This is a genomic window from Micromonospora sp. CPCC 206060 (genome assembly GCF_036906895.1).
Lineage (GTDB): Bacteria > Actinomycetota > Actinomycetes > Mycobacteriales > Micromonosporaceae > Micromonospora.
Map to the genome: position 1 here is coordinate 1 of NZ_JBAKHU010000029.1, position 20,907 is coordinate 20,907.

Below are 20,907 nucleotides of genomic sequence, written 5' to 3' on the forward strand. Positions count from 1 at the left end.
TACCCCAGCCCACACCCGTCACACCAGACCACATCGGACGAACCTGGCCATTCAAGATCTGTAACACCCCGGCTGGCGTCCCGCACCGCGCCCCAGGCACGATGGACCGGCTATGACGCTCACCGCCGCGCTGCCGGGCAGCGCCGACCCCGATGCCCTGTACGACGCGTTCACCGGTTGGGCGACCGAGCGCGGCCTGACCCTCTACCCCCACCAGGACGAGGCGCTGATCGAGATCGTCTCGGGCGCCAACGTGATCATGAATACGCCGACCGGTTCGGGGAAGAGCCTGGTCGCCACCGCCGCCCACTTCGCCGCGCTCGCCGACGACCGGACCACCTTCTACACCGCGCCGATCAAGGCGCTGGTCTCGGAGAAGTTCTTCGCGCTCTGCGAGATCTTCGGCGCGTCGAACGTGGGCATGCTGACCGGGGACGCGAGCGTCAACGAGGACGCGCCGATCATCTGCTGCACCGCCGAGATCCTGGCCAACATCGCGCTGCGCGAGGGTGACCGGGCGGACGTCGGCCAGGTGGTGATGGACGAGTTCCACTTCTACGCCGAACCGGACCGGGGCTGGGCCTGGCAGGTACCGCTGATCGAGCTGCCGCAGGCGCAGTTCATCCTGATGTCCGCGACGCTCGGCGACACCACCCGCTTCGTCGACGACCTGAGCCGGCGTACCGTCCGGTCGACCGCCGTGGTCCGCTCGGCCGAGCGGCCGGTCCCGCTGCTCTTCTCGTACGCGATGACGCCGCTGCACGAGACGCTGGAGGAACTGCTCAGCACCAAGCAGGCCCCGGTCTACGTGGTGCACTTCACCCAGGCGGCGGCCCTGGAGCGGGCCCAGGCGCTGATGAGCGTCAACGTCTGCACCCGCGCCGAGAAGGACATGATCGCCGAGGCGATCGGCAACTTCCGGTTCACCTCGGGCTTCGGCAAGACCCTGTCCCGGCTGGTCCGGCACGGCATCGGCGTACACCACGCCGGCCTGCTGCCGAAGTACCGCCGCCTGGTGGAGACCCTGGCCCAGGCCGGGCTACTCAAGGTCATCTGCGGCACCGACACCCTCGGCGTCGGGATCAACGTGCCGATCCGCACCGTGCTGTTCACCGGGCTGTCCAAGTACGACGGGGTCCGCACCCGGCTGCTCAAGGCCCGCGAGTTCCACCAGATCGCCGGACGGGCCGGCCGCGCCGGTTTCGACACCCTCGGCCGGGTGGTGGTGCAGGCCCCCGAGCACGTGATCGACAACGAGAAGGCGCTGGCCAAAGCGGGTGACGACCCCAAGAAGCGGCGCAAGGTGGTACGCAAGAAGCCGCCGGAGGGCTCGATCGGCTGGGGGAAGCCGACCTTCGACCGCCTCGTGGAGGCCGAGCCGGAGCCGCTGACCTCCAGCTTCCAGGTCAGCCACGCCATGCTGCTCAACGTGATCGGCCGGCCGGGCGATGCGTTCGCCGCGATGCGGCACCTGCTCACCGACAACCACGAGGACCGGCCCGCCCAGCGCCGGCACATCCGCCGGGCCATCGCGATCTACCGGGCGCTGCGCGCCGGGGGTGTGGTGGAGCAGCTCGACGAGCCGGACGAGAGCGGGCGGCGGGTACGCCTCACCGTCGACCTCCAGTTCGACTTCGCACTCAACCAGCCGCTCTCCCCGCTCGCGCTGGCCGCGATCGAACTGCTCGACGTGGAGTCCCCGTCGTACGCCCTGGACGTGCTGTCGGTGATCGAGTCGATCCTCGACAACCCCCGGCAGATCCTCTCCGCCCAGCAGTTCAAGGCCCGGGGCGAGGCGGTCGCCGCGATGAAGGCCGAGGGCATCGAGTACGAGGCCCGCCTCGAACTGCTCGACGAGGTGACCTGGCCGAAGCCCCTCGCGGAGCTGCTGGACGCGGCGTACGAGATGTACCGGCAGGGGCACCCGTGGGTCGCCGACCACGAGCTTTCCCCCAAGTCCGTGGTCCGCGACATGTACGAGCGCGCGATGACCTTCACCGATTACGTGCAGTTCTACGGGCTGTCCCGGTCCGAGGGCCTGGTGCTGCGCTACCTCGCGGACGCGTACAAGACGCTGCGGCAGACGGTGCCCGAGGACGCCAAGACCGAGGAACTGGTCGACCTGATCGAGTGGCTGGGCGAACTGGTCCGCCAGGTCGACTCCAGCCTGATCGACGAGTGGGAGCGGCTGCGCAACCCGACCGCCGAAGCGACGCCGACCGTGGTCGACGAGCGTCCGCCGGCGGTCACCCGCAACGTGCGGGCGTTCCGCGTGCTGGTGCGCAACGCGCTGTTCCGCCGGGTGGAGCTGGCCGCCCTGCGCCGCTGGTCCGAGCTGGGCGAACTGGATGCCGCCGCCGGTTGGGACGCGGATGCCTGGGCCGACGCGCTCCAGCCGTACTTCGAGCTGTACGACGTGATCGGCACCGGTCCGGACGCCCGGGGGCCGGCGCTGCTGATGATCGACCAGGGCCGGGAACGCTGGACGGTCCGGCAGATCCTGGACGATCCGGAGGGCGACCACGACTGGGGGATCAGCGCCGAGATCGACCTGGCCGGGTCCGACGCGGCCGGCGAGGCGGTCGTCCGGATCACCGCGGTGGGGCAACTCTAGCTGGTACGACGAAGGGGGCGTGGACCGGTCGGTCCGCGCCCTCGTTTTTTGCTGTCCACAGCGGGCCACTTTCCCTGGGCGAAGCGGCCTCCGTCGATTAGAATGTATGTACTAATCCGGTTCTTGACCTGGGAGGACGCCAGTGTCCACGCCCACCTCAACCGCGCCAACGCCGTACGCCACACTGCTCGGTTTCACCCGCTACGTCGACCGCACCGGCCCCACCAAGGCCAGCTTCGTCGGTGGGCTGCGCAAGCAGCGGACATCCCGCTCCGGCTTCAACCCGCACGGTCAGTTCGTCAAGGCGCTCAAGGCCGACATCGCGTTCCACGCCGGTGGAAGCCACCTCGACGGGGTGGCCGACCTGGTCAAGCCCCGCTGGCGCCCGCTCTACCAGGCACTGGTGCCGGGTGCGACGGCGTACCTGAACTCCCTGGGCGACCCGGCCGGCGTCGACCTGGTCCGCACCCGGGACGCATTGGCCATGCTCGGTGACCTGCCGGTCAAGATCAACCCGCACTTCGGTGTCCGGTACGCGGACGGGCGGGTCGACGCGGTCCGACTGTACTTCGACGAGGCGCCGCCAAGTGAGGAGGCCCGGCTGGCCACGCTGCACCTGATGGCCGCCAACATGGACCACATCCTGCCGCACGCCCAGCCGGTGCTGGTCGACGTCCGACGGGGCGAGGCACACCGTACCCCGGACAGCGTGAAGCCCGACCAGGTCGAAAGCTGGCTGGCCGGGGAGGCCGCCGCCTTCCGGGCCATCTGGGCAACCGCCGCCTGACCGCTCCGACCACCGCCCGACCTGTTTCGCCATCAGCGTCTGACCTCTGCCGACACCACCGCCTGACGGTGGCTGATCCGTTCCGACCGGCCCGGCCACCCGCCCCGGGTGGCCGGGCCGGTCGGCTTTCCGACGACATGCCGCCGCCCGATCCAGATCCGCCGCCGACGGCAACCCCGGATCCCCACGCCGGGGCCGACCTGACCGTCGAGGGCAGCCTGCCGCCCGAGTTGTCCGGTCAGCAATATCCGTAATGTCGCGCCGGTCCGGGCGCCGAGCCCGCACCGACCCGGCGCCGGCCGCGAAGCCCAGCCGGCAACTTCCCGGATGTTGCTGCCTGCACCGCCGGCCAGACCGCAATATCACAGAAGTTGACCGGCAGGCGCGTTGTCCACAGTGGTCGACGTCCGGCGTCAGCCCGTTGTCCACAGGGACTGCCGCCCGGCAAATCGACCGACCAGATTGACGGTCATGCCGATTCCACCCCGACGCCCACCCCGCCTACGGAGGCGCGTCTTCCGCGGTTCACACGCCGTCGCCAGTGGCATCCTGACCCGGGGCGAGCTACGCAGCCGGGCCTGGCGCCCGCTCTTCCGGGACATCTACGCCGACGCCAGGATCATCATCACCCACCCGGTCCGCTGCGCGACGGTGGCCCGACTGCTGTTACCGGCGGAGGCCGCGATCGCCGGGCGGAGCGCCGCCGCGCTCTTCGGCGCCGGGGCGGTACGGACGGACGAGCCGATCGACGTGCTCGTACCCACCGGCACCCGGTTCGGTCCGGTCAGCGGTCTGCGGGTGCACTGCGCGAGGCTGAGCGATGGGGACCTGGTCCGGCACGGAGATCTCACGGTCACCTCCCCGGCGCGGACCGCCTGGGATGTGGCCCAGTGGCTCGACACCGTGGATGCAGTGGTCGTCATCGACGCGCTCCTCGCCCGACGGGTGGTCACTGCCGCCTCGCTGCGGGACTACGCGGCGGCCCGGGCAGGGCAGCGCGGCTGGCAACGGTTGCGGCGAACGGTAGAACTGGCCGACGCCGGGGCGGAGTCACCACCGGAGTCCCGGTTGCGGGTCCGACTCATCCTCGCCGGGGTGCCCCGGCCGGTCACCCAGTACGTCGTGGAGTCCGACGGACGGTTCGTCGCCCGGGTGGACCTGGCCTGGCCGGAACTCAAGGTCGCCGTCGAGTACGACGGAACGTGGCACGCCGACACCGAGCAGTTCCACCGCGACCGACGCCGACTCAACCGGCTCCTGGGCGAGGGATGGTTGGTCCTGCACGTGACCGGAAAACGGCTGCGGGAGGATTTCGCCGGCGTACTGGCCGAGGTGCGGGCGGCGTTGCGCTCGCGGCAGGTCCGCCGGGCCGGGTGAGCTGACCCGACAACTTCCCCGACGTTGCAGACTCGACGTGTAGCCCGGCCGACAATTTCGGGGAAGTTGCGGACTCGACTGCGGGGCGGGCGACAACTTCCCGGGAGTTGCGTGGATCTTGGCCTGGCCGGACGGACCGACCCATAGGCTGGGCACATGCGCTTCGACCACCACACCGTGGTGCTCCTGGTCCGCCCGCCGGACGCGCCGGAGCTGCCCGAGGAGGCGACGGCCCGGCTCCAGGACGCCCACCTGGCCCACCAGGCGGGGCTGGTCGAGCAGGGGCACGTCATCGCCGCCGGCCCGTTCCTCGGTGCCGACGACGAGCGGTTACGCGGCTTCGTCGTCCTGTCGGTGGACCCGACGATGGCCCGGGAGCTTTACCACAACGATCCGGCGGTACGCGCCGGTCGGCTGGCGGTGCAGGTGATGACCTGGATGGTGCCGGAGGGCAACCTCCGGTTCGAGGACGTGCCGGTGCCGAGGTCCATGCTGGAGGTCGCGGCCGGCGACTGAGCCAGCCCGAGCACCGCGCCCCAGGAGCCACCGAACAGCAGCCACCGGTCGACGTCGAGGTGCGCCCGCAGCAGTTCCAGATCGGCCAGCAGGTGTGCGGTGGTGTGCACGCCGCCGTGCAACACCACCGCCGGCCTGCCGGCCGGATTGCCGCAGGTTTCCCAGTACAGCCGCTGCCCGTCGCCGACGTCGAGCATCCCCCGGGCGTACGGCTCGATCGGCGGGTACCGACCGGTCATGGTCCGACGTGCTCCGCCCCGGCGGGCAGGTCGGCCAGCGGGAGCACGGTCGGCTCGCCCTCGGTGGCGACGATGACCCGGATGGCCGGGAAGGCGTCGAGCAGCACCCGACGGCACCCGGTACACGGCGGGGGGATGCTCCGGCCACGATCGGTCACCGTCACGATGGTGGCCAGTTCACCGGCGCCCTGGGTGGCCGCGGTGCCCATGACCACCAGTTCGGCACAGACCTCACCGGCGTCGTGCCGGACGTTCACGCCGGTGACGACCCGGCCGTCGCGGGTGAGGGCAGCGGCCGCCACGGCGTGTTGGGCAGTACGGCACCGGAGTCGGGCCACCGCGCTGGCGGCCTGGACCAGCGCGCGGTCGGTGTCCTGCATCGGCGTCCCCGATTCTGTCGACGTCGTCGCGTCCCCGCACCGACGGACGAGCCAGCGGGGTGGGGATCCACTCTAAGGCCGGCCGAACCAACCAGATCTTGGTGGCGTACGGCCCCTGGAGGGTTCGTTTGCCACCAAGATCCACGACAGTCGTGGCCGGTAACCCAGGAGCGGTGCCGGGGCGGGGTGCCTATCCTTGGCGACGATATGCACACACCGTCGCCCGCTCCCGCCGCGCCCGCCACCCTCCGCGAGCTGCGCAGCCGCCTGTCCGACCTGATCTTCCGCGACCAGCGGCGGATCCAGCGCCGGCTCGACGGCGTCCGCTCGGTCACCGACGCCGCCAGGCGGGACGCGGTGCTGGCGGAGATCGCCGCCGAGGTGACCGCCGCCGAGCAGCGGGTTGCCGCGCGCCGGGCCGCCGTGCCGAAGATCACCTATCCGGTCGGTCTGCCGGTCAGCGAACGCGCCGAGGACATCGCCGCCGCGATCCGGGACCACCAGGTGGTGATCGTCGCCGGGGAGACCGGCTCGGGCAAGACCACTCAGCTACCGAAGATCTGCCTGGAGCTGGGCCGGGGGGTCCAGGGGCTGATCGGGCACACCCAGCCACGCCGGCTGGCCGCCCGTACCGTCGCCGACCGGATCGCCAGCGAACTCGGCACCGAGCTGGGTGACGTGGTCGGCTACAAGGTCCGCTTCACCGACCAGGTCGGCGACCGCAGCCTGGTCAAGCTGATGACCGACGGCATCCTGCTGGCCGAGTTGCAGACCGACCGGATGCTCCGGCAGTACGACACCCTCATCATTGACGAGGCGCACGAACGCAGCCTCAACATCGACTTCATCCTCGGCTACCTCAGGCAGCTACTCCCCCGCCGGCCCGACCTGAAGGTGGTCATCACCTCGGCGACCATCGACCCGGAGCGCTTCGCCCGGCACTTCGGCGAGTCCGTGCCGGCGCCCGTGGTGGAGGTCTCCGGGCGGACGTACCCGGTCGAGGTGCGGTACCGGCCGCTGATCGAGGCGGTCGAGGAGACCGGGGACGACGAGGAGGGCGAGGACACCGACAACGTCCGCGACCAGATCCAGGCGATCGGCGACGCGGTCGAGGAGCTCGCCGCCGAGGGGCCCGGCGACATCCTGGTCTTCCTCAGCGGTGAACGGGAGATCCGGGACACCGCCGACGCGCTGGGCAAGCTGGTGGAAAAGAAGCCCCTGCTGCGGCACACCGAGATCCTGCCGCTGTACGCCCGGCTCTCCACCGCCGAGCAGCACCGGGTGTTCGCCCCGCACGGCGGGCGCCGGGTCGTGCTGGCCACCAACGTCGCGGAGACGTCGCTGACCGTGCCCGGCATCAAGTACGTGGTCGACCCGGGTTTCGCCCGGATCTCCCGGTACAGCCAGCGGCTCAAGGTGCAGCGGCTACCGATCGAACCGGTCTCCCAGGCGTCGGCCAACCAGCGCAAGGGCCGCTGCGGTCGCACCTCGGACGGCATCTGCATCCGCCTCTACGACGAGCAGGACTTCCTGTCCCGCCCCGAGTTCACCGACCCGGAGATCCTGCGCACCAACCTGGCCTCGGTCATCCTCCAGATGACCGCGATCGGGCTGGGTGACATCGCGGCGTTCCCGTTCATCGACCCGCCGGACCGGCGGACCGTCGCCGACGGCGTGAACCTGCTGCACGAGCTGGGCGCGCTGGACCCGGCGGAGACGGACCTGACCCGACGGCTCACCCCGCTCGGCCGGCGGCTGGCCCAACTCCCGGTCGACCCCCGGCTGGCCCGGATGGTGCTGGAGGGCGAGTCCAACGGCTGCGCCACCGAGGTGATGGTGATCGCCTCGGCGCTCTCCATCCAGGATCCCCGGGAGCGCCCGGCGGAGAAGCAGGCCCAGGCCGACCAGGCGCACGCCCGGTTCGCCGACAAGGAGTCGGACTTCGCCGCGCTGCTCAACCTCTGGCGGTACCTGCGGGAGCAGCAGAAGGCCCTGTCGTCGAGCGCGTTCCGCCGGATGTGCAAGGCCGAGTACCTCAACTACCTGCGGGTCCGCGAGTGGCAGGACATCTTCAGCCAGCTCCGGCAGGTACTCGCGGGGGACGGCACGCGGGGTGGACCGCGCGGTGGCCGTCCGGGCCGGGGTGGTCGTGGCGGCCCGGACGGCGGTGCGGACGCCGCACCGGCGCGGGACCGCCGGGGACCGGGCGCGGACCTGCCGGAGAACCTGGACATGAACCGGGTACACCAGTCCGTGCTGGCCGGGCTGCTCTCCCACGTCGGGCTCAAGGACGCCCAGAAGAACGAGTACCTGGGTGCCCGGGGCGCGAAGTTCGGCCTCTTCCCCGGCTCGGCGCTGTTCCGTAAGCCACCGCGCTGGGTGATGGCCGCCGAGTTGGTGGAGACCAGCCGGCTGTGGGGTCGCATCGCCGGCCGGATCGAACCGGAGTGGGTCGAGCCGCTCGCCCAGCACCTGGTGAAACGCAGCTACAGCGAGCCGCACTGGGAGAAGAAGCAGGCGGCGGTGATGGCGTACGAGAAGGTGACCCTCTACGGCATCCCGCTGGTCACCTCCCGGAAGGTCAACTTCGGTCGGATCGACCCGGCGCTGAGCCGCGAACTGTTCATCCGGCACGCCCTGGTGGAGGGTGACTGGCAGACCCACCACGGGTTCTTCACCGCCAACCGGGAGCTGATCGAGCAGGTGGCGGAGCTGGAGAACCGGGCCCGTCGCCGGGACATCCTGGTCGACGACGAGACCCTGTTCGACTTCTACGACCAGCGCATACCAACCGACGTGGTCTCCGGCCGGCACTTCGACGCCTGGTGGAAGAAAACCCGGCGGGAGCAGCCGGAACTGCTGACCTTCACCCGGGAAATGCTGATCAACCCCGGGCGGGGCGGGGTGGACGAGACGGACTACCCGGATGCCTGGCACTCCGACGGGGTGACCCTGCCGCTGACCTACCGGTTCGAGCCGGGTACCCCGACCGACGGGGTGACGGTGGACATCCCGCTGCCGATGCTCAACCAGGTACCGACGGAGACCTTCGACTGGCAGGTACCGGGGCTGCGCGAGGAACTGGTGATCGCGCTGATCCGGTCGCTGCCGAAGGCGATCCGGCGCAACTTCGTCCCGGTACCGGACTACGCCCGCGCGGCGCTGGCCGCGATCAGGCCCGGCGAGGAGCCGCTGCTCGACGCGCTGACCCGGCAGTTGCGCCGGATGACCGGGGTGACCGTGCCGTACGACGCATGGGACACCGACAAGCTCCCGGCCCACCTGCGGGTCAGCTTCCGGGTAATCGACGAGGAGAACCGGCCGGTCGCCGAGGGCAAGGACCTGCCGGCCCTGCAACGTCAGCTCAAGGCGGAGGTACGCCAACTGGTGGCCGCCGCCGCACCGGACGTGGCGCGCAGCGGTCTGCGGGAGTGGAGCATCGGTACCCTGCCCCGCACCATCGAGCAGAACCGGGCCGGATTCGTGGTCACCGCGTACCCGGCGCTGGTCGACGAGGGCGAGACGGTGGGCGTGCGGGTCTTCGACAGCCCGGGTGAGCAGGAACGGGCCATGTGGGCGGGGACCCGTCGCCTGCTGCGGTTGACGGTGCCGTCCCCGGCGAAGTTCCTCCAGGGGCGACTGTCGAACGAGGCGAAGCTGGCGTTGAGCCGTAACCCGCACACCAGCGTGCTGGATCTGCTCGACGACGCGGCCGGTGCGGCGGTGGACAGGTTGATGGCCGACGCGGGCGGGCCGGCCTGGGAGGCCGAGGGGTTTGCCGCGCTGCGCGAGCGGGTCCGGGCCGACCTGGTGGACACCGTGGTCGAGGTGGTGGACCGGGTACGCCGGGTGCTGGCCACCGCGTACGCGGTGGAGCAGCGGCTCGGCCGGACCAGCAACCTGACCCTGGTGGCCGCGCTGACCGACATCCGGGGTCAGCTCGCCGGGCTGATCCACCGGGGGTTCATCACCGAGACCGGATACGCCCGCCTACCCGACGTGGTGCGCTATCTGACCGCGATCGAGCGGCGGCTGGACCGGCTGCCGCAGAATCCGCAACGGGACCGGGAGCAGCAGTCCCGCATCGAGCGGGTGGCCCAGGAGTACCGGGACATGGTGGCGGCGTTGCCGCCGGCCCGCCGGGGTGACGACGCGGTCCGGCAGATCCGCTGGATGATCGAGGAGTTGCGGGTGAACGTCTTCGCGCAGGCGCTCGGCACTCCGTACCCGGTCTCGGAACAGCGGATCTACCGGGCGATGGACGTCGCCGAGGGGCGCTGACCCGGAGCGGCGTCGCAGCGGACGCGCGCCGACGGCGCGGAACTGGCCGGGCGGCGCGGGCGGTGGTACCGCCGCCCGCGCCGCTGGCCGGCACGCCGGGAGTTGCCGCTCTCCGGCGTCGCGATTCCCCCCGCTGCAGCGGTTCAGGGAGCACGGAGAATACCGCAGCCGACGGTACTGCGCTGCCCCGCCCGCACCCGACGTCGGCACCGGGCGTCCGCACCCGGTCGGTTCGCTGCGTCGGTCATCGACACCCCGGTGGTCGACTCCTGTCGAGCTGCTCCGTCTGTGCACTCACCGGATCCCACCACCGGCACGACCCGGGCTTCAGAGCGGTTCGACGCCCGGCGGCAGGCCGTCCGAGACGGTGGCGGCGCGTACGTAGTCGAGCAGGATCCGGCGCAGTTCCCGCCCGGCGTGGGTGGGTACGGCCTCCCGTCGGCGGGCCAGCGCGATGGTGCGCCGCACCCCGGGCGGGGCCAGCGGGGTGACCCGGATGCCGGGCCGCCGGGCCACCACGATGCCGGGTACCAGGGCCACGCCGAGGCCGGCCTCGACGAAGCTGAGCACGGCGTCCATCTCGCCGCCGTCGACCGCGAAGGAGGGCTCGAACCCGGCCGCCCGGCAGGCGGTCAGGGTGGCGTCGCGCAGGTCGTAGCCGGCGCGGAACATCAGCAGCGGATGGTCGCGCAGGTCGGTGATGCGCAGCTCACCGGCGTCGGTGGTGGCCGGCAGCGGGTCGACCGAGGCGACCACCAGGCTCTCCCGCAGGATCGGCTCGACCCGCAGCCCCGGGTCGGTGCCCTGGGCCGGCAGGATGATCAGGGCCAGGTCCAGCTCACCCCGGAGCAGGTCGCGGACCAGGTCCTGGGAGCCGCTCTCCTCCACCCGCAGGTCGACGTTGGGGTGGGCGTCCCGGAACCGGCGCAGCACCGGCGGGGCGAGTGAGGTGACCAGACTGGGGGTGGCGCCGAGGCGTACCCGCCCCCGGCGCAGACCGACCAGTTCCTGCACCTCGCGCTGGGCGGTGTCGATGTCGGCGAGGATCCGACGGGCCAGCGGCAGCAGCACCTCACCTGCGGCGGTGAGGGTGATGTTGCCCCGGATCCGCTCGAACAGGGGCGCACCGAGGCTGGCCTCCAGGGCGTGAATTTGCTTACTCAACGAGGGTTGGGTGATGCCGACCAGATCCGCCGCCTGGGTGAAATGTCGGGCTTCCGCCACCGCCACGAAGTACTTCAGCTGATGGAGCTGCATCTACATAGCTTAAAGCTATCGGAACTGCGGTTTCGATGCATTGGACGACTGATTGCAGCTCTCCTAGCGTCGATCGGGTGGCAATCACGACTCGGTCGCCCATCCGCTCCAGCGTCGGCCTCAAGGCCGTCATGGCGGTGACGGGCATCATCCTGGTGCTGTTCCTGATCGCGCACATGCTCGGCAACCTCAAGATCTTCACCGGCGAGACGTCGTTCGACGACTACGCACACTGGCTGCGGGAGATCGGCACCCCCGTGCTGCCCGGGGTCTGGTTCCTCTGGATCCAGCGCACCGGGCTGGTGGTCGCCGTGCTGGCGCACATCTGGGCCGCCACCACGCTCGCGCTGCGGGCCCGCGCCGCCCGCCCGGTGCGGTACGCCCACCGCCGGCCGGTCCAGGGCAGCTACGCGGCCCGGACGATGCGCTGGGGCGGCGTGCTCATCGGACTCTTCGTGATCTACCACCTGCTGGACCTGACCACCGGGACGCTCAACCCGGTCGGTGACCCGAGCCGGCCGTACGCCAACGTGGTCGCCGACTTCGCGCCCGAACGCTGGTACGTGACCCTCTTCTACACCCTGGCGATCGTCGCCGTCGGCTTCCACCTGCGGCACGGCGTGTTCAGCGCGCTGCGCAGCCTCGGCCAGCAGACCCCGCGCGGCGAGCGCCGGGCCCGTGCCGTCGCGCTGGTCTTCGCGGTGGCGCTCTGCGCCGGCTACCTCGCGGTCCCGTTCGCCGTACTCACCGGATGGGTGGACTGATCATGGATCTCTGGCACGAAGGTGACCCCATCGCCGACACCAAGGCACCGGACGGCCCGGTCGAGACCCGCTGGGACCGCCGCCGCTTCGCCGCCAGGCTGGTCAACCCGGCCAACCGCCGCAAGCTCACGGTGATCGTGGTCGGTACCGGCCTGGCCGGCGGGTCGGCCGCGGCCACCCTCGGTGAGCTGGGCTACCGGGTCAGGTCGTACTGCTACCAGGACAGCCCGCGCCGGGCGCACTCGATCGCGGCGCAGGGTGGCATCAACGCGGCGAAGAACTACCGCAACGACGGCGACTCGATCCACCGGCTGTTCTACGACACCGTCAAGGGCGGCGACTTCCGCTCCCGCGAGTCGAACGTGCACCGGCTGGCCCAGGTCTCCGTCGAGATCATCGACCAGTGCGTGGCGCAGGGTGTGCCGTTCGCCCGCGAGTACGGCGGGCTGCTGGACACCCGGTCCTTCGGCGGCGCGCAGGTGCAGCGCACCTTCTACGCCCGGGGCCAGACGGGCCAGCAGTTGCTGCTCGGCGCGTACCAGGCGTTGGAGCGGCAGGTCGCGGCCGGGACCGTGGAGATGAACTCCCGGCACGAGATGCTGGAGCTGATCGTGGTGGACGGCCGGGCCCGGGGCATCGTGGTCCGGGACCTGGTGACCGGCGAGATCAGCACGGAGTTCGCGGACGCGGTGGTGCTCGCCTCCGGCGGGTACGGCAACGTCTTCTACCTGTCCACCAACGCCAAGGGCTGCAACGTCACCGCCACCTGGCGGGCGCACCGCAGGGGCGCCTACTTCGCCAACCCCTGCTACACGCAGATCCACCCGACCTGCATCCCGGTCTCCGGCGGGTACCAGTCGAAGCTGACCCTGATGAGCGAGTCGCTGCGCAACGACGGTCGGGTCTGGGTGCCGAAGAACAAGGGGGACACCCGCCCGCCCAGGGACATCCCGGAGGACGAGCGGGACTACTACCTGGAGCGGATCTACCCGTCCTTCGGCAACTTGGTCCCCCGGGACATCGCCTCCCGGGCCGCGAAGAACGTGTGCGACGAGGGAAGGGGCGTCGGCTCCACCGGTCTCGGGGTCTACCTGGACTTCGCCGACGCGATCGGCCGGCTCGGCCGCAGGGCCATCGAGGCCAGGTACGGCAACCTCTTCGAGATGTACGAGCGGATCACCGGTGAGGACCCGTACGAGGTGCCGATGCGGATCTACCCGGCGGTGCACTACACGATGGGTGGACTCTGGGTCGACTACGACCTCCAGTCGACCATCCCGGGCCTGTTCGTCATCGGTGAGGCGAACTTCTCCGACCACGGGGCGAACCGGCTCGGCGCCTCGGCGCTGATGCAGGGGCTGGCCGACGGGTACTTCGTGCTGCCGAACACCATCGCCGACTACCTGGCCGCCGGCCCGTTCGAGGCCGTCGACGTCAGCCACCCGGAGGCGGTGGCGGCCCGGACGGACGTCGAGGACCGGCTGGCCCGGCTGCTCGCGGTCGACGGTGACCGGACGGTCGACTCGTTCCACCGGGAACTGGGCCAGATCATGTGGGAGCACTGCGGCATGGAGCGCAGTGCGGTCGGCCTGCGCAAGGCGATCGGCGAGATCCGGGCGCTGCGCGAGCAGTTCTGGCAGCGGGTCAAGGTACCCGGTGCCGGTGAGGGGCTGAACCAGGCCCTGGAGAAGGCCGGCCGGGTGGCCGACTTCTTCGAGTTGGCCGAGCTGATGTGCATCGACGCCCTGCACCGGGAGGAGTCCTGCGGCGGCCACTTCCGGGCCGAGCACCAGACGCCCGACGGTGAGGCGCAGCGCGACGACGACCGGTTCGCCTACGTCGCGGCCTGGGAGTTCACCGGCAGCGACCGGCCAACGGTGCTGCACAAGGAAGACCTGCAGTTCGAATACGTCCACCCCTCGCAGCGGAGCTACAAGTGAATCTCACCCTGCGCATCTGGCGGCAGTCCGGCCCGGAGGACAGGGGTCGGATGGTCACCTACCCGGTCGAGGACATTTCCCCGGACATGTCGTTCCTGGAAATGCTCGACGTGCTCAACGAGCGGCTCACGCTGGCCGGCGAGGAGCCGGTCGCCTTCGACCACGACTGCCGCGAGGGGATCTGCGGCGCCTGCGGCATGGTCATCAACGGCAACGCGCACGGCCCACAGCGCGGTACCACCGCCTGCCAGCTACACATGCGGCACTTCACCGACGGCGAGACGATCGACATCGAGCCGTGGCGGGCCCGGGCCTTCCCGGTGGTCAGGGACCTGGTGGTGAACCGGAACGCGTTCGACCGGATCATCGCGGCCGGCGGTTACATCACCGCGCCCACCGGCAGCGCACCGGAGGCGCACGCCACGCCGGTGGCGAAGGCGAACGCCGACGCGGCCTTCGAGTCGGCGGCCTGCATCGGCTGCGGGGCCTGCGTGGCGGCCTGCCCGAACGGCTCGGGAATGCTCTTCACCGCCGCGAAGGTCACCCAGCTCGGCCTGCTGCCGCAGGGCCAGCCCGAGCGGTACACCCGGGTCGTCGGCATGGTCGACGCCCACGACGAGGCCGGCTTCGGTGGTTGCACCAACGCCGGTGAGTGCACCGCGGTCTGCCCGAAGGGCATCCCGCTGAGCACCATCGGCCGGCTGAACCGGGACTACCTCCGGGCGGCGTCGAAGCGGGGCGACACCCCCGGCACCTGAAGTCCCGACCCGGGAGGGTGTCCCGCGACGGTCCGGTGGTGGACCTGCGGGGCGCCCCCCGGCGTTTCCTGTGAAAATTGAGAACTTCTGGTGAACTCCGAGGAAGTTCATATCGCACGCTTATGCCGGGTAAACAACGGCTATTTCACGCAGTCCGGAAAGATGCGAAGCGCCATTGGCCGCCATTTGCGACTGGTCGAGAATGGTACGCCCGACTCGCCACCCATTCCGGACCGCCCGACGTGCCGATCCCCAGCGACCGCACGGTTCCAAATTATTTAATGGAAAGAACGAGGCGAAAGCCATTCATGAAAGTGTTAGCGTCTCTCCCGCACGGCTCCGTGCAAACCCCTCCACCCTGGCGGCGATCCGGCGACCCGTGTCCGGGTCCCGCGCCGCCCCGAACGGTGCCGGAAGGAAGACAGATGCGTCGGCTCCACCTACCAGGGCGACTACTGCCCGTCCTCGTCGTCCTGGGTCTCCTCACCACATCGGCCGCCCCCGCCGCAGCCGAGGTCGAGGCCGAGCACCACCCGGACACCGTACGGCTGCTGGCCAAGGCCGCCGCCGACGAGTGCTTCGCCGGGATCGGCGTCGACTACCCGCCCGGGCCGCCCTGCGCGGTGGGCCGGGAGAAGGTCAACCAGTCGTACGTGTGGGGCCTGGCCAAGGCCGGACGCCAACTCTGGTTCGGCACCGGGGCGAACGTCCTGTGCCTCAAGCCGGAGGGCTACAACGTCCGGGAGCCGATCCTGAACGACGACTACGCCTGCGAGTTCGCCAACAGCCAGCCGGCCCGACAGAACCCCTCCCTGCCGGCCAACCTCGGCGACCACCGGCTGCCGGAGGTCTACACCTACGACCTGGCGTCCGAACGCCTCACCGAACGGACCGCGGACATCACCGGGGCGTCGGCCGCCGACGCGGCACTGCTGCGCTCGACGGCCGGGCTCCGCAGCGGTACCGCCCACCAGGGCGTGGTACTGCTGGGCGGCCCCAGCCTCGTCGCCGGGATCAACCTGTTCGCCTTCGACACCTTCACCGGCCGGTACCTCGGCTCGACGAACCTGGGCGCCTACGAGAACATCCGGCACTTCGCGGTCGCCGACGGGGTGCTCTACGCGGGTGTCGGGATGGGCACCAACGGCGGTGAGTCGGGACGGGTCCTGCGCTGGACGGGCGACCGGACCGACCCGTTCGCCTTCACCGTGGTCGGTGAGCTGCCGACCCAGGCCGCCGACATCACCGCGCACCAGGGACGGCTCTACGTGTCCACCTGGCCGAAGGCCGTCGTGGAGGGCGCCGTGACCGGCGCCGACGGCAGCGGGGCGGGCACCGCCGCCACCGGGGTGGGTACCGGCGCCGCCGACACCACCACCGATCTGGCCAGCATCTGGATGAGCCCGCCGCTGGCGGCCGGGGAACCGGGCCTGACCCCCGGGGAGGCCGGTAGCTGGACGCAGGTCTGGTCGGCCGCCGAGTACGAACCGGACCCGGTGGTCCGGCGGGCGTACGCGCTGGGCGGTCTCGCCTCCTACGGCGGTCACCTCTACTGGGGCACCATGCACGTCCCGCTCCAGGCCACCGCGCTGCACATCGCGGTGTACCCGCCGAAGAACCAGGCGCAGTTGGCGGCCACCATGCAGAACACCCAGCGGGCGTTCGTCGTCTTCCGGGGCCGGGACTTCGGCGGTGCCGACGAGAAGGTCGAGACGCTCTACGGTGAGTCCCAGCTACCGGCCTTCGACCCGGCCGCGAACGGCGGGGTGGGTGCCTGGCGGACCAGCCCGACCGGGGTGACGCCGATGTACGGCGGGTCCGGTTTCAACGACCCCTACAACCTGTACGCCTGGAAGATGCTGGTGGCCGGCGGGCGGCTCTACATCGGCACCATGGACTTCGCCTACATCGCCCTGGGTGGCGAGATGCCCGAACCGGAGACCGGATCGACGGCGGTCGACCCGCCCACCTTCGGCTCCGACCTGTGGTCGTTCGACGCACCGGGGCAACCGGCCCGCGCGGTCGACAAGACCGGCTTCGGCAACCCGCTCAACCAGGGCGTACGGACCATGGTGGCGGACGGGTCCACCGTCTACCTCGGCATGGCCAACCCGATGAACCTGCGCACCGATCCGGCCGGGCCCCGGGGCGGTTGGGAACTGCTCAAGCTGACCCGGCACTGACCCCCACCACGACGGCGGCGCCCGGCGCCCGGTATCCGTACCGGTCGCCGGGCGCCGCACCCGTTTCCCCGCCACCGTGGGCGGGCATACCGTCAGGGCGTGGCCAGCGCCTCGGTGGGCGACAGCCGGCTGGCCCGGATCGCCGGGTAGAGCCCGGCCACCGCGCCGATGACCACGGTCGCCCCGATACCACCCGCCATCACCCACGGCGGCACCACCGTCGGCCAGCCCTGGGAGAGGGCGTAGCCGGCCGTGACGACGATCCCCAGCAGCACCCCGCCCAGCCCACCCAGGGCCGACAGCAGCAGCGACTCGGCGAGGAACTGGGTCCGGACCTGTCCCCGGGTGGCCCCCAGCGCCCGGCGCAGCCCGATCTCGGCCCGCCGTTCCAGCACCGAGATGACCATCGTGTTCGCCACCCCGACACCCCCCACCAGCAGCGCCACCGCCCCCAGGCCCAGCAGCAGGCCGGTGAACGCCTCATCGGTGGCCTGCCGGGCGGCGAGCGCGTCCGAGGGGCGGGACACCTGGATCTCGTTGGCCTGCTCCGGGTTGGCGGTCGCCGCCAGCACCCCGCGTACCGCCTCGACGTGCTGCTCCGCGGAGCGGGTGTAGATCCGGGTGGGGTGCCCGTCCAGCCCGAGGTAGGTGGTGGCGGCCGGCCAGCCGACCAGCGCCGCCGAGTCGAGTTCCGGGGCGAGCAGAACCGGCCGGAGAATCCCGATCACGGTGAACCACCGGCCGTCGATGTAGACCTGGATGTCCGGCCCGGCCGCGCCGAGCCCGAGCCGTTCGGCGGCGACCGCCCCGAGCACGGTGGCCGGGTACTGCGCGGTGGCCTCGTTGAGCCAGGTGCCGTGGGCCACCGCACCGCCGACGGTGTCCAGGACGTCCAGGGTGACCGCCTGGGTACCCAGGCCACCGGTCTGCGCCGACGGGATCCGGTCCGACCGGTAGACCGGCGTGTCGGCGAGCTGGGCGACTGCGGCGACCTGCTGCACCGGCCCGATCCGGGAGATCATCGCCACCGACTCGGTCGGTAGCTGGGCGTCGGCACCGAACAGGGTGCTGCCCGGCGCGACGGTGAGCAGGTTGGTGCCGAGGGCCGCCAGCGTCCGGTCCAAATCGGCCCGGGACGACGAGGAGATCCCGACGACGGCGATCATCGCCGCGATGCCGATGGCGATACCCAGCGCGGAGAGAAAGGCCCGCAGCGGTCGGGTACGCAGGCCCACCCCACCGACGCGCAGCACGTCACGCGGGTGCATCCGGGCCGGCCGCAGCCGTACCGGGCGGTCGGTGTCCGCCGGCCGGGTCGTCGTCGCGGTCACCGGAGCACCCCCCGGACCAGCGGGACCTCGTCGGCCACGATCCGCCCGTCGCGCATCTGCACCTGGCGGGGCAGGCTCGCCGCGATCTCCCGGTCGTGGGTGATCACCACGACCGTGGTGCCGCCGGTGTGCAGTTCGTGCAGCAGCGCCATGACCCCGGCCCCGGAGGTCGAATCCAGGTTGCCGGTGGGCTCGTCGGCCAGCAGCAGCGGCGGTTCACCGACCACCGCCCGGGCGATCGCCGCCCGCTGCCGCTCGCCGCCGGAGAGCTGGTGCGGGCGGTGGTCCAGGCGGTGCCCCAGCCCGACCCGCCGCAGCGCGGCCTCCGCACGCCGGTGCCGCTCCCGCCGGGGTACGCCCGCATAGAGCAGGCCGTCGGCGACGTTCTCCACCAGGGGTACGCCCACAGCCAGGTGGAACTGCTGGAACACGAAACCGATCCGGCTGGCCCGCAACGCGGACAGTTCCCGGTCGGTCAGCCGCGAGGTGTCGTAGCCGTCGATGAGCACGGTGCCCGAAGTGGGCCGGTCCAGGGTACCGATGACGTTGAGCATCGTGGACTTGCCGGACCCGGAGGGGCCGACGATGGCGACCAGTTCACCCCGGCCGATGGTCAGGCCGACCCCGTCGAGGGCGGCGACGGTGTCGCCGTACCGCCTGGTCACGTCCCGCAGTTCCACGACGTGGTCGGCGGCGGGGCTCCGGTCAGTCACCGGGCATCCCCACCGTCAGCCCCTCGACGACCGCATCGCCGGAGACCTCGACCCGGCCGGCGGCGAAGAGGCCGGTCTTCACCGCGACGATCCGGGTACCCGCGTCGTCGACCACCTGGAGCCCGTATCCGCCCTCGGCGAGGGCGAGCAGCGCGGCGACCGGCACGGTCAGCACGGCGGCCCGTTCCGCGGCGACGAACCCGACGTCGACCGCCGCCTGCTCGAAGCCGGTGAGGGCGGCCGGGTCGTCCCCGGTCACCGAGACCTCGATCTTCGTCTCGGTGACCGGGTCCTGTCCGGCCGCCCCGGCCGAGGTCTGGATGACCGTCTCGACGGTGCCGACCCGGCCGGTGGTCCGCTTCCCGTCGGGCAGGGTGATGGTCACCTCCGCGCCCTTGCGGACCAGCCGCTGGTCGTCGACGTCCAGGGTGCAGGTGACCAGCCGGGCGGTGCCGGTGATGGAGAGCACCGCCCGGCCCGGGCCGACGGCGTCCCCCACCTCGGCACCCTGGCTCGCCACCCGGACCGTACCGGTGGCGTAGACGATCCGGCCCGGCTCGACCTGGCCGGTCTCGGCCACCCCGAGGTCCTCCTGCCACTTGCGGACCGCGTCGGCGGTGGCCGAGGTGTAGTCCTGGTCGACGGTGAAGCCGGTGTAGCCCAGCTCGGTCAGGTTCCGTTCGAACTGCTCGACGTCCCGGCCGCTGACCCCGGAGCGCAGCGGCCGGTACGCCGGCAGGCTGCCGTACAGCAGCACCACCGGGGTGTCGTCGACCCGGTAGAGGGCCCTACCCCGGGTGACCGTGGTGCCGGTGGCGGCCGACCAGGTCAGGGTGCCGTTGTCCCGGCTGTCCAGGGCACGCGGTGTGCCGTACCCCAGCTCGCCGGTCTTGGTCTCCCGGTCGACGAGCGTCTGCCGGGTGACGGTGGTGGTGGCCGGCGGTGGCGGGGCGGCCCCGGCCGACTCCCCGGCGCTGCCGTCGGCGGCCACCCCGACGGCGACTCCCCCACCGGCCAGCACGACGACCGCCCCGGCGGCCAGCACGGTACCCGGTCGCCACCGCCGCCGACGGGCCGGCGGGTCCGCCGTACCGTCGCCACCGGTCACCGGGGCGGTCCCGGCGTCGGTGCCGAGCGGCGCGCTCACGACGTCCCCCGGCGGTCGCCGAGGTTGGGCATCGCTTCCCGGCACTTGTCGAACGCCGCCCGGACCGCCGGGTCCTTCCGGTCGATACCGGCCTTACCCGGCTGGATCCGACCGTCGGCGTCCGGGTCCGGGAAGTCCGGCACGCCGTTCTCCCGCATACAGCGGGCGAGCTTGCGGACCTGTTCGATCTGGTCGGCGTTGAGCTGCCGGGGCTGCCCGCCGTTCGGGGCGAACTCCCGGCACGCCTGGAGGGCCATCTCCACCTTGGCCGGGTCCACGTCGGACCCGAAGTTGAACCGTGGACCGTTCTGCCCCGGCTCCGGGTCCGGCACGTCCAGCCCCTGCTCCCGCAGGCAGCTGGTGAACTTGATCCGGCGCTCCTCGTCGCTCAACGCGACGGCGGTGAGCGACGGCTGCGCGCCGCCGCCACCGGCCGTGGCCACCCCGCCGTCCTCCCGGTCGTCCCCACCGCAGCCGGCCAGACCGATGGCCGCCACGAGGGGCAGGGCGAGCAGTACGCCCGTCAGCCGTCCCCGCATCGTCGTGCACTCCTTTTCCCAGGCCGGCTGGAAACCGGCATCCTCCGACAAGTCAACGTCACGGGCCGTAGCCACGACGTA

At 71.5% G+C, this 20,907-nt stretch carries 16 protein-coding genes and 1 pseudogene; 10 read left to right on the forward strand and 7 right to left on the reverse strand.

Annotated features, from left to right (window positions below; translation table 11 throughout):
• Positions 1-112: 112 nt before the first annotated feature.
• The 5 genes from V6U90_RS18750 (at position 113) to V6U90_RS18770 (ending at position 5,294) form a co-directional block, all read left to right on the forward strand.
• On the forward strand, positions 113-2,614 hold the full coding sequence (locus V6U90_RS18750; protein WP_334438037.1) for a DEAD/DEAH box helicase: 2,502 nt from the start codon (positions 113-115) through the stop codon (positions 2,612-2,614).
• A gap of 142 nt (positions 2,615-2,756) precedes the next feature.
• Positions 2,757-3,401 carry a hypothetical protein gene (locus V6U90_RS18755; RefSeq protein ID WP_334438040.1) on the forward strand — a complete coding sequence of 215 codons (645 nt, stop codon included), beginning with the start codon at positions 2,757-2,759 and terminating at the stop codon, positions 3,399-3,401.
• A 68-nt stretch (positions 3,402-3,469) separates the two neighbouring features.
• A complete protein-coding gene (locus V6U90_RS18760) occupies positions 3,470-3,655 on the forward strand; it encodes a hypothetical protein (protein ID WP_334438043.1) in 186 nt (61 codons plus the stop codon).
• Between the two features lie 217 nt (positions 3,656-3,872).
• Positions 3,873-4,778, forward strand: a complete 906-nt coding sequence (locus V6U90_RS18765; RefSeq protein WP_334438046.1) for an endonuclease domain-containing protein — start codon at positions 3,873-3,875, stop codon at positions 4,776-4,778.
• Between the two features lie 156 nt (positions 4,779-4,934).
• Entirely contained in the window at positions 4,935-5,294 is a 360-nt protein-coding gene (locus tag V6U90_RS18770) for a YciI family protein (RefSeq protein WP_334438049.1), read from the forward strand.
• A gap of 2 nt (positions 5,295-5,296) precedes the next feature.
• Here V6U90_RS18770 and V6U90_RS18775 read toward each other — a convergent pair.
• Positions 5,297-5,533 (reverse strand): annotated as a pseudogene (locus V6U90_RS18775) (prolyl aminopeptidase); the annotation flags it as partial.
• Entirely contained in the window at positions 5,530-5,913 is a 384-nt protein-coding gene (locus V6U90_RS18780) for a cytidine deaminase (RefSeq protein ID WP_334438051.1), read from the reverse strand. The gene V6U90_RS18780 and the pseudogene V6U90_RS18775, both read right to left, overlap by 4 nt.
• A 207-nt stretch (positions 5,914-6,120) precedes the next feature.
• Between V6U90_RS18780 and hrpA the strand changes: the two genes are divergently transcribed.
• Positions 6,121-10,194 (forward strand): ATP-dependent RNA helicase HrpA, encoded by a 4,074-nt coding sequence (gene hrpA, locus V6U90_RS18785; protein WP_334438053.1) that lies wholly within the window; start codon positions 6,121-6,123, stop codon positions 10,192-10,194.
• A gap of 327 nt (positions 10,195-10,521) precedes the next feature.
• Here hrpA and V6U90_RS18790 read toward each other — a convergent pair whose 3' ends face one another.
• Entirely contained in the window at positions 10,522-11,451 is a 930-nt protein-coding gene (locus tag V6U90_RS18790) for a LysR family transcriptional regulator (RefSeq protein WP_334438056.1), read from the reverse strand.
• Between the two features lie 77 nt (positions 11,452-11,528).
• On the opposite strand from V6U90_RS18790, the gene V6U90_RS18795 reads away from it, so the two are divergent.
• The 4 genes from V6U90_RS18795 to V6U90_RS18810 all read left to right on the forward strand — a co-directional run bounded on the left by V6U90_RS18795 (position 11,529) and on the right by V6U90_RS18810 (position 17,096).
• Complete coding sequence (locus tag V6U90_RS18795) at positions 11,529-12,215, forward strand: succinate dehydrogenase cytochrome b subunit (RefSeq protein ID WP_334438058.1); 687 nt, start codon at positions 11,529-11,531, stop codon at positions 12,213-12,215.
• A gap of 2 nt (positions 12,216-12,217) precedes the next feature.
• Positions 12,218-14,155, forward strand: coding sequence for a fumarate reductase/succinate dehydrogenase flavoprotein subunit (locus tag V6U90_RS18800; RefSeq protein ID WP_334438060.1), 1,938 nt, complete (start codon positions 12,218-12,220; stop codon positions 14,153-14,155).
• Positions 14,152-14,913, forward strand: a complete 762-nt coding sequence (locus V6U90_RS18805; RefSeq protein ID WP_334438063.1) for a succinate dehydrogenase/fumarate reductase iron-sulfur subunit — start codon at positions 14,152-14,154, stop codon at positions 14,911-14,913. The genes V6U90_RS18800 and V6U90_RS18805 overlap by 4 nt, the downstream gene beginning before the upstream one ends.
• Positions 14,914-15,338: 425 nt before the next feature.
• Positions 15,339-17,096 (forward strand): hypothetical protein, encoded by a 1,758-nt coding sequence (locus V6U90_RS18810; protein ID WP_334438066.1) that lies wholly within the window; start codon positions 15,339-15,341, stop codon positions 17,094-17,096.
• A gap of 92 nt (positions 17,097-17,188) precedes the next feature.
• Here V6U90_RS18810 and V6U90_RS18815 read toward each other — a convergent pair whose 3' ends face one another.
• Genes V6U90_RS18815 through V6U90_RS18830 form a run of 4 tightly spaced genes read right to left on the reverse strand, consistent with a single transcriptional unit; the run spans position 17,189 to position 20,826 of the window.
• Positions 17,189-18,364, reverse strand: a complete 1,176-nt coding sequence (locus V6U90_RS18815; protein WP_334438187.1) for an ABC transporter permease — start codon at positions 18,362-18,364, stop codon at positions 17,189-17,191.
• Between the two features lie 59 nt (positions 18,365-18,423).
• Positions 18,424-19,140, reverse strand: a complete 717-nt coding sequence (locus V6U90_RS18820; RefSeq protein ID WP_334438069.1) for an ABC transporter ATP-binding protein — start codon at positions 19,138-19,140, stop codon at positions 18,424-18,426.
• Complete coding sequence (locus V6U90_RS18825) at positions 19,133-20,287, reverse strand: peptidoglycan-binding protein (protein WP_334438072.1); 1,155 nt, start codon at positions 20,285-20,287, stop codon at positions 19,133-19,135. Before V6U90_RS18825 ends, V6U90_RS18820 begins: the two co-directional genes overlap by 8 nt.
• Complete coding sequence (locus tag V6U90_RS18830; RefSeq protein ID WP_334438075.1) at positions 20,284-20,826, reverse strand: hypothetical protein; 543 nt, start codon at positions 20,824-20,826, stop codon at positions 20,284-20,286. The genes V6U90_RS18825 and V6U90_RS18830 overlap by 4 nt, the downstream gene beginning before the upstream one ends.
• Positions 20,827-20,907: the final 81 nt, after the last annotated feature.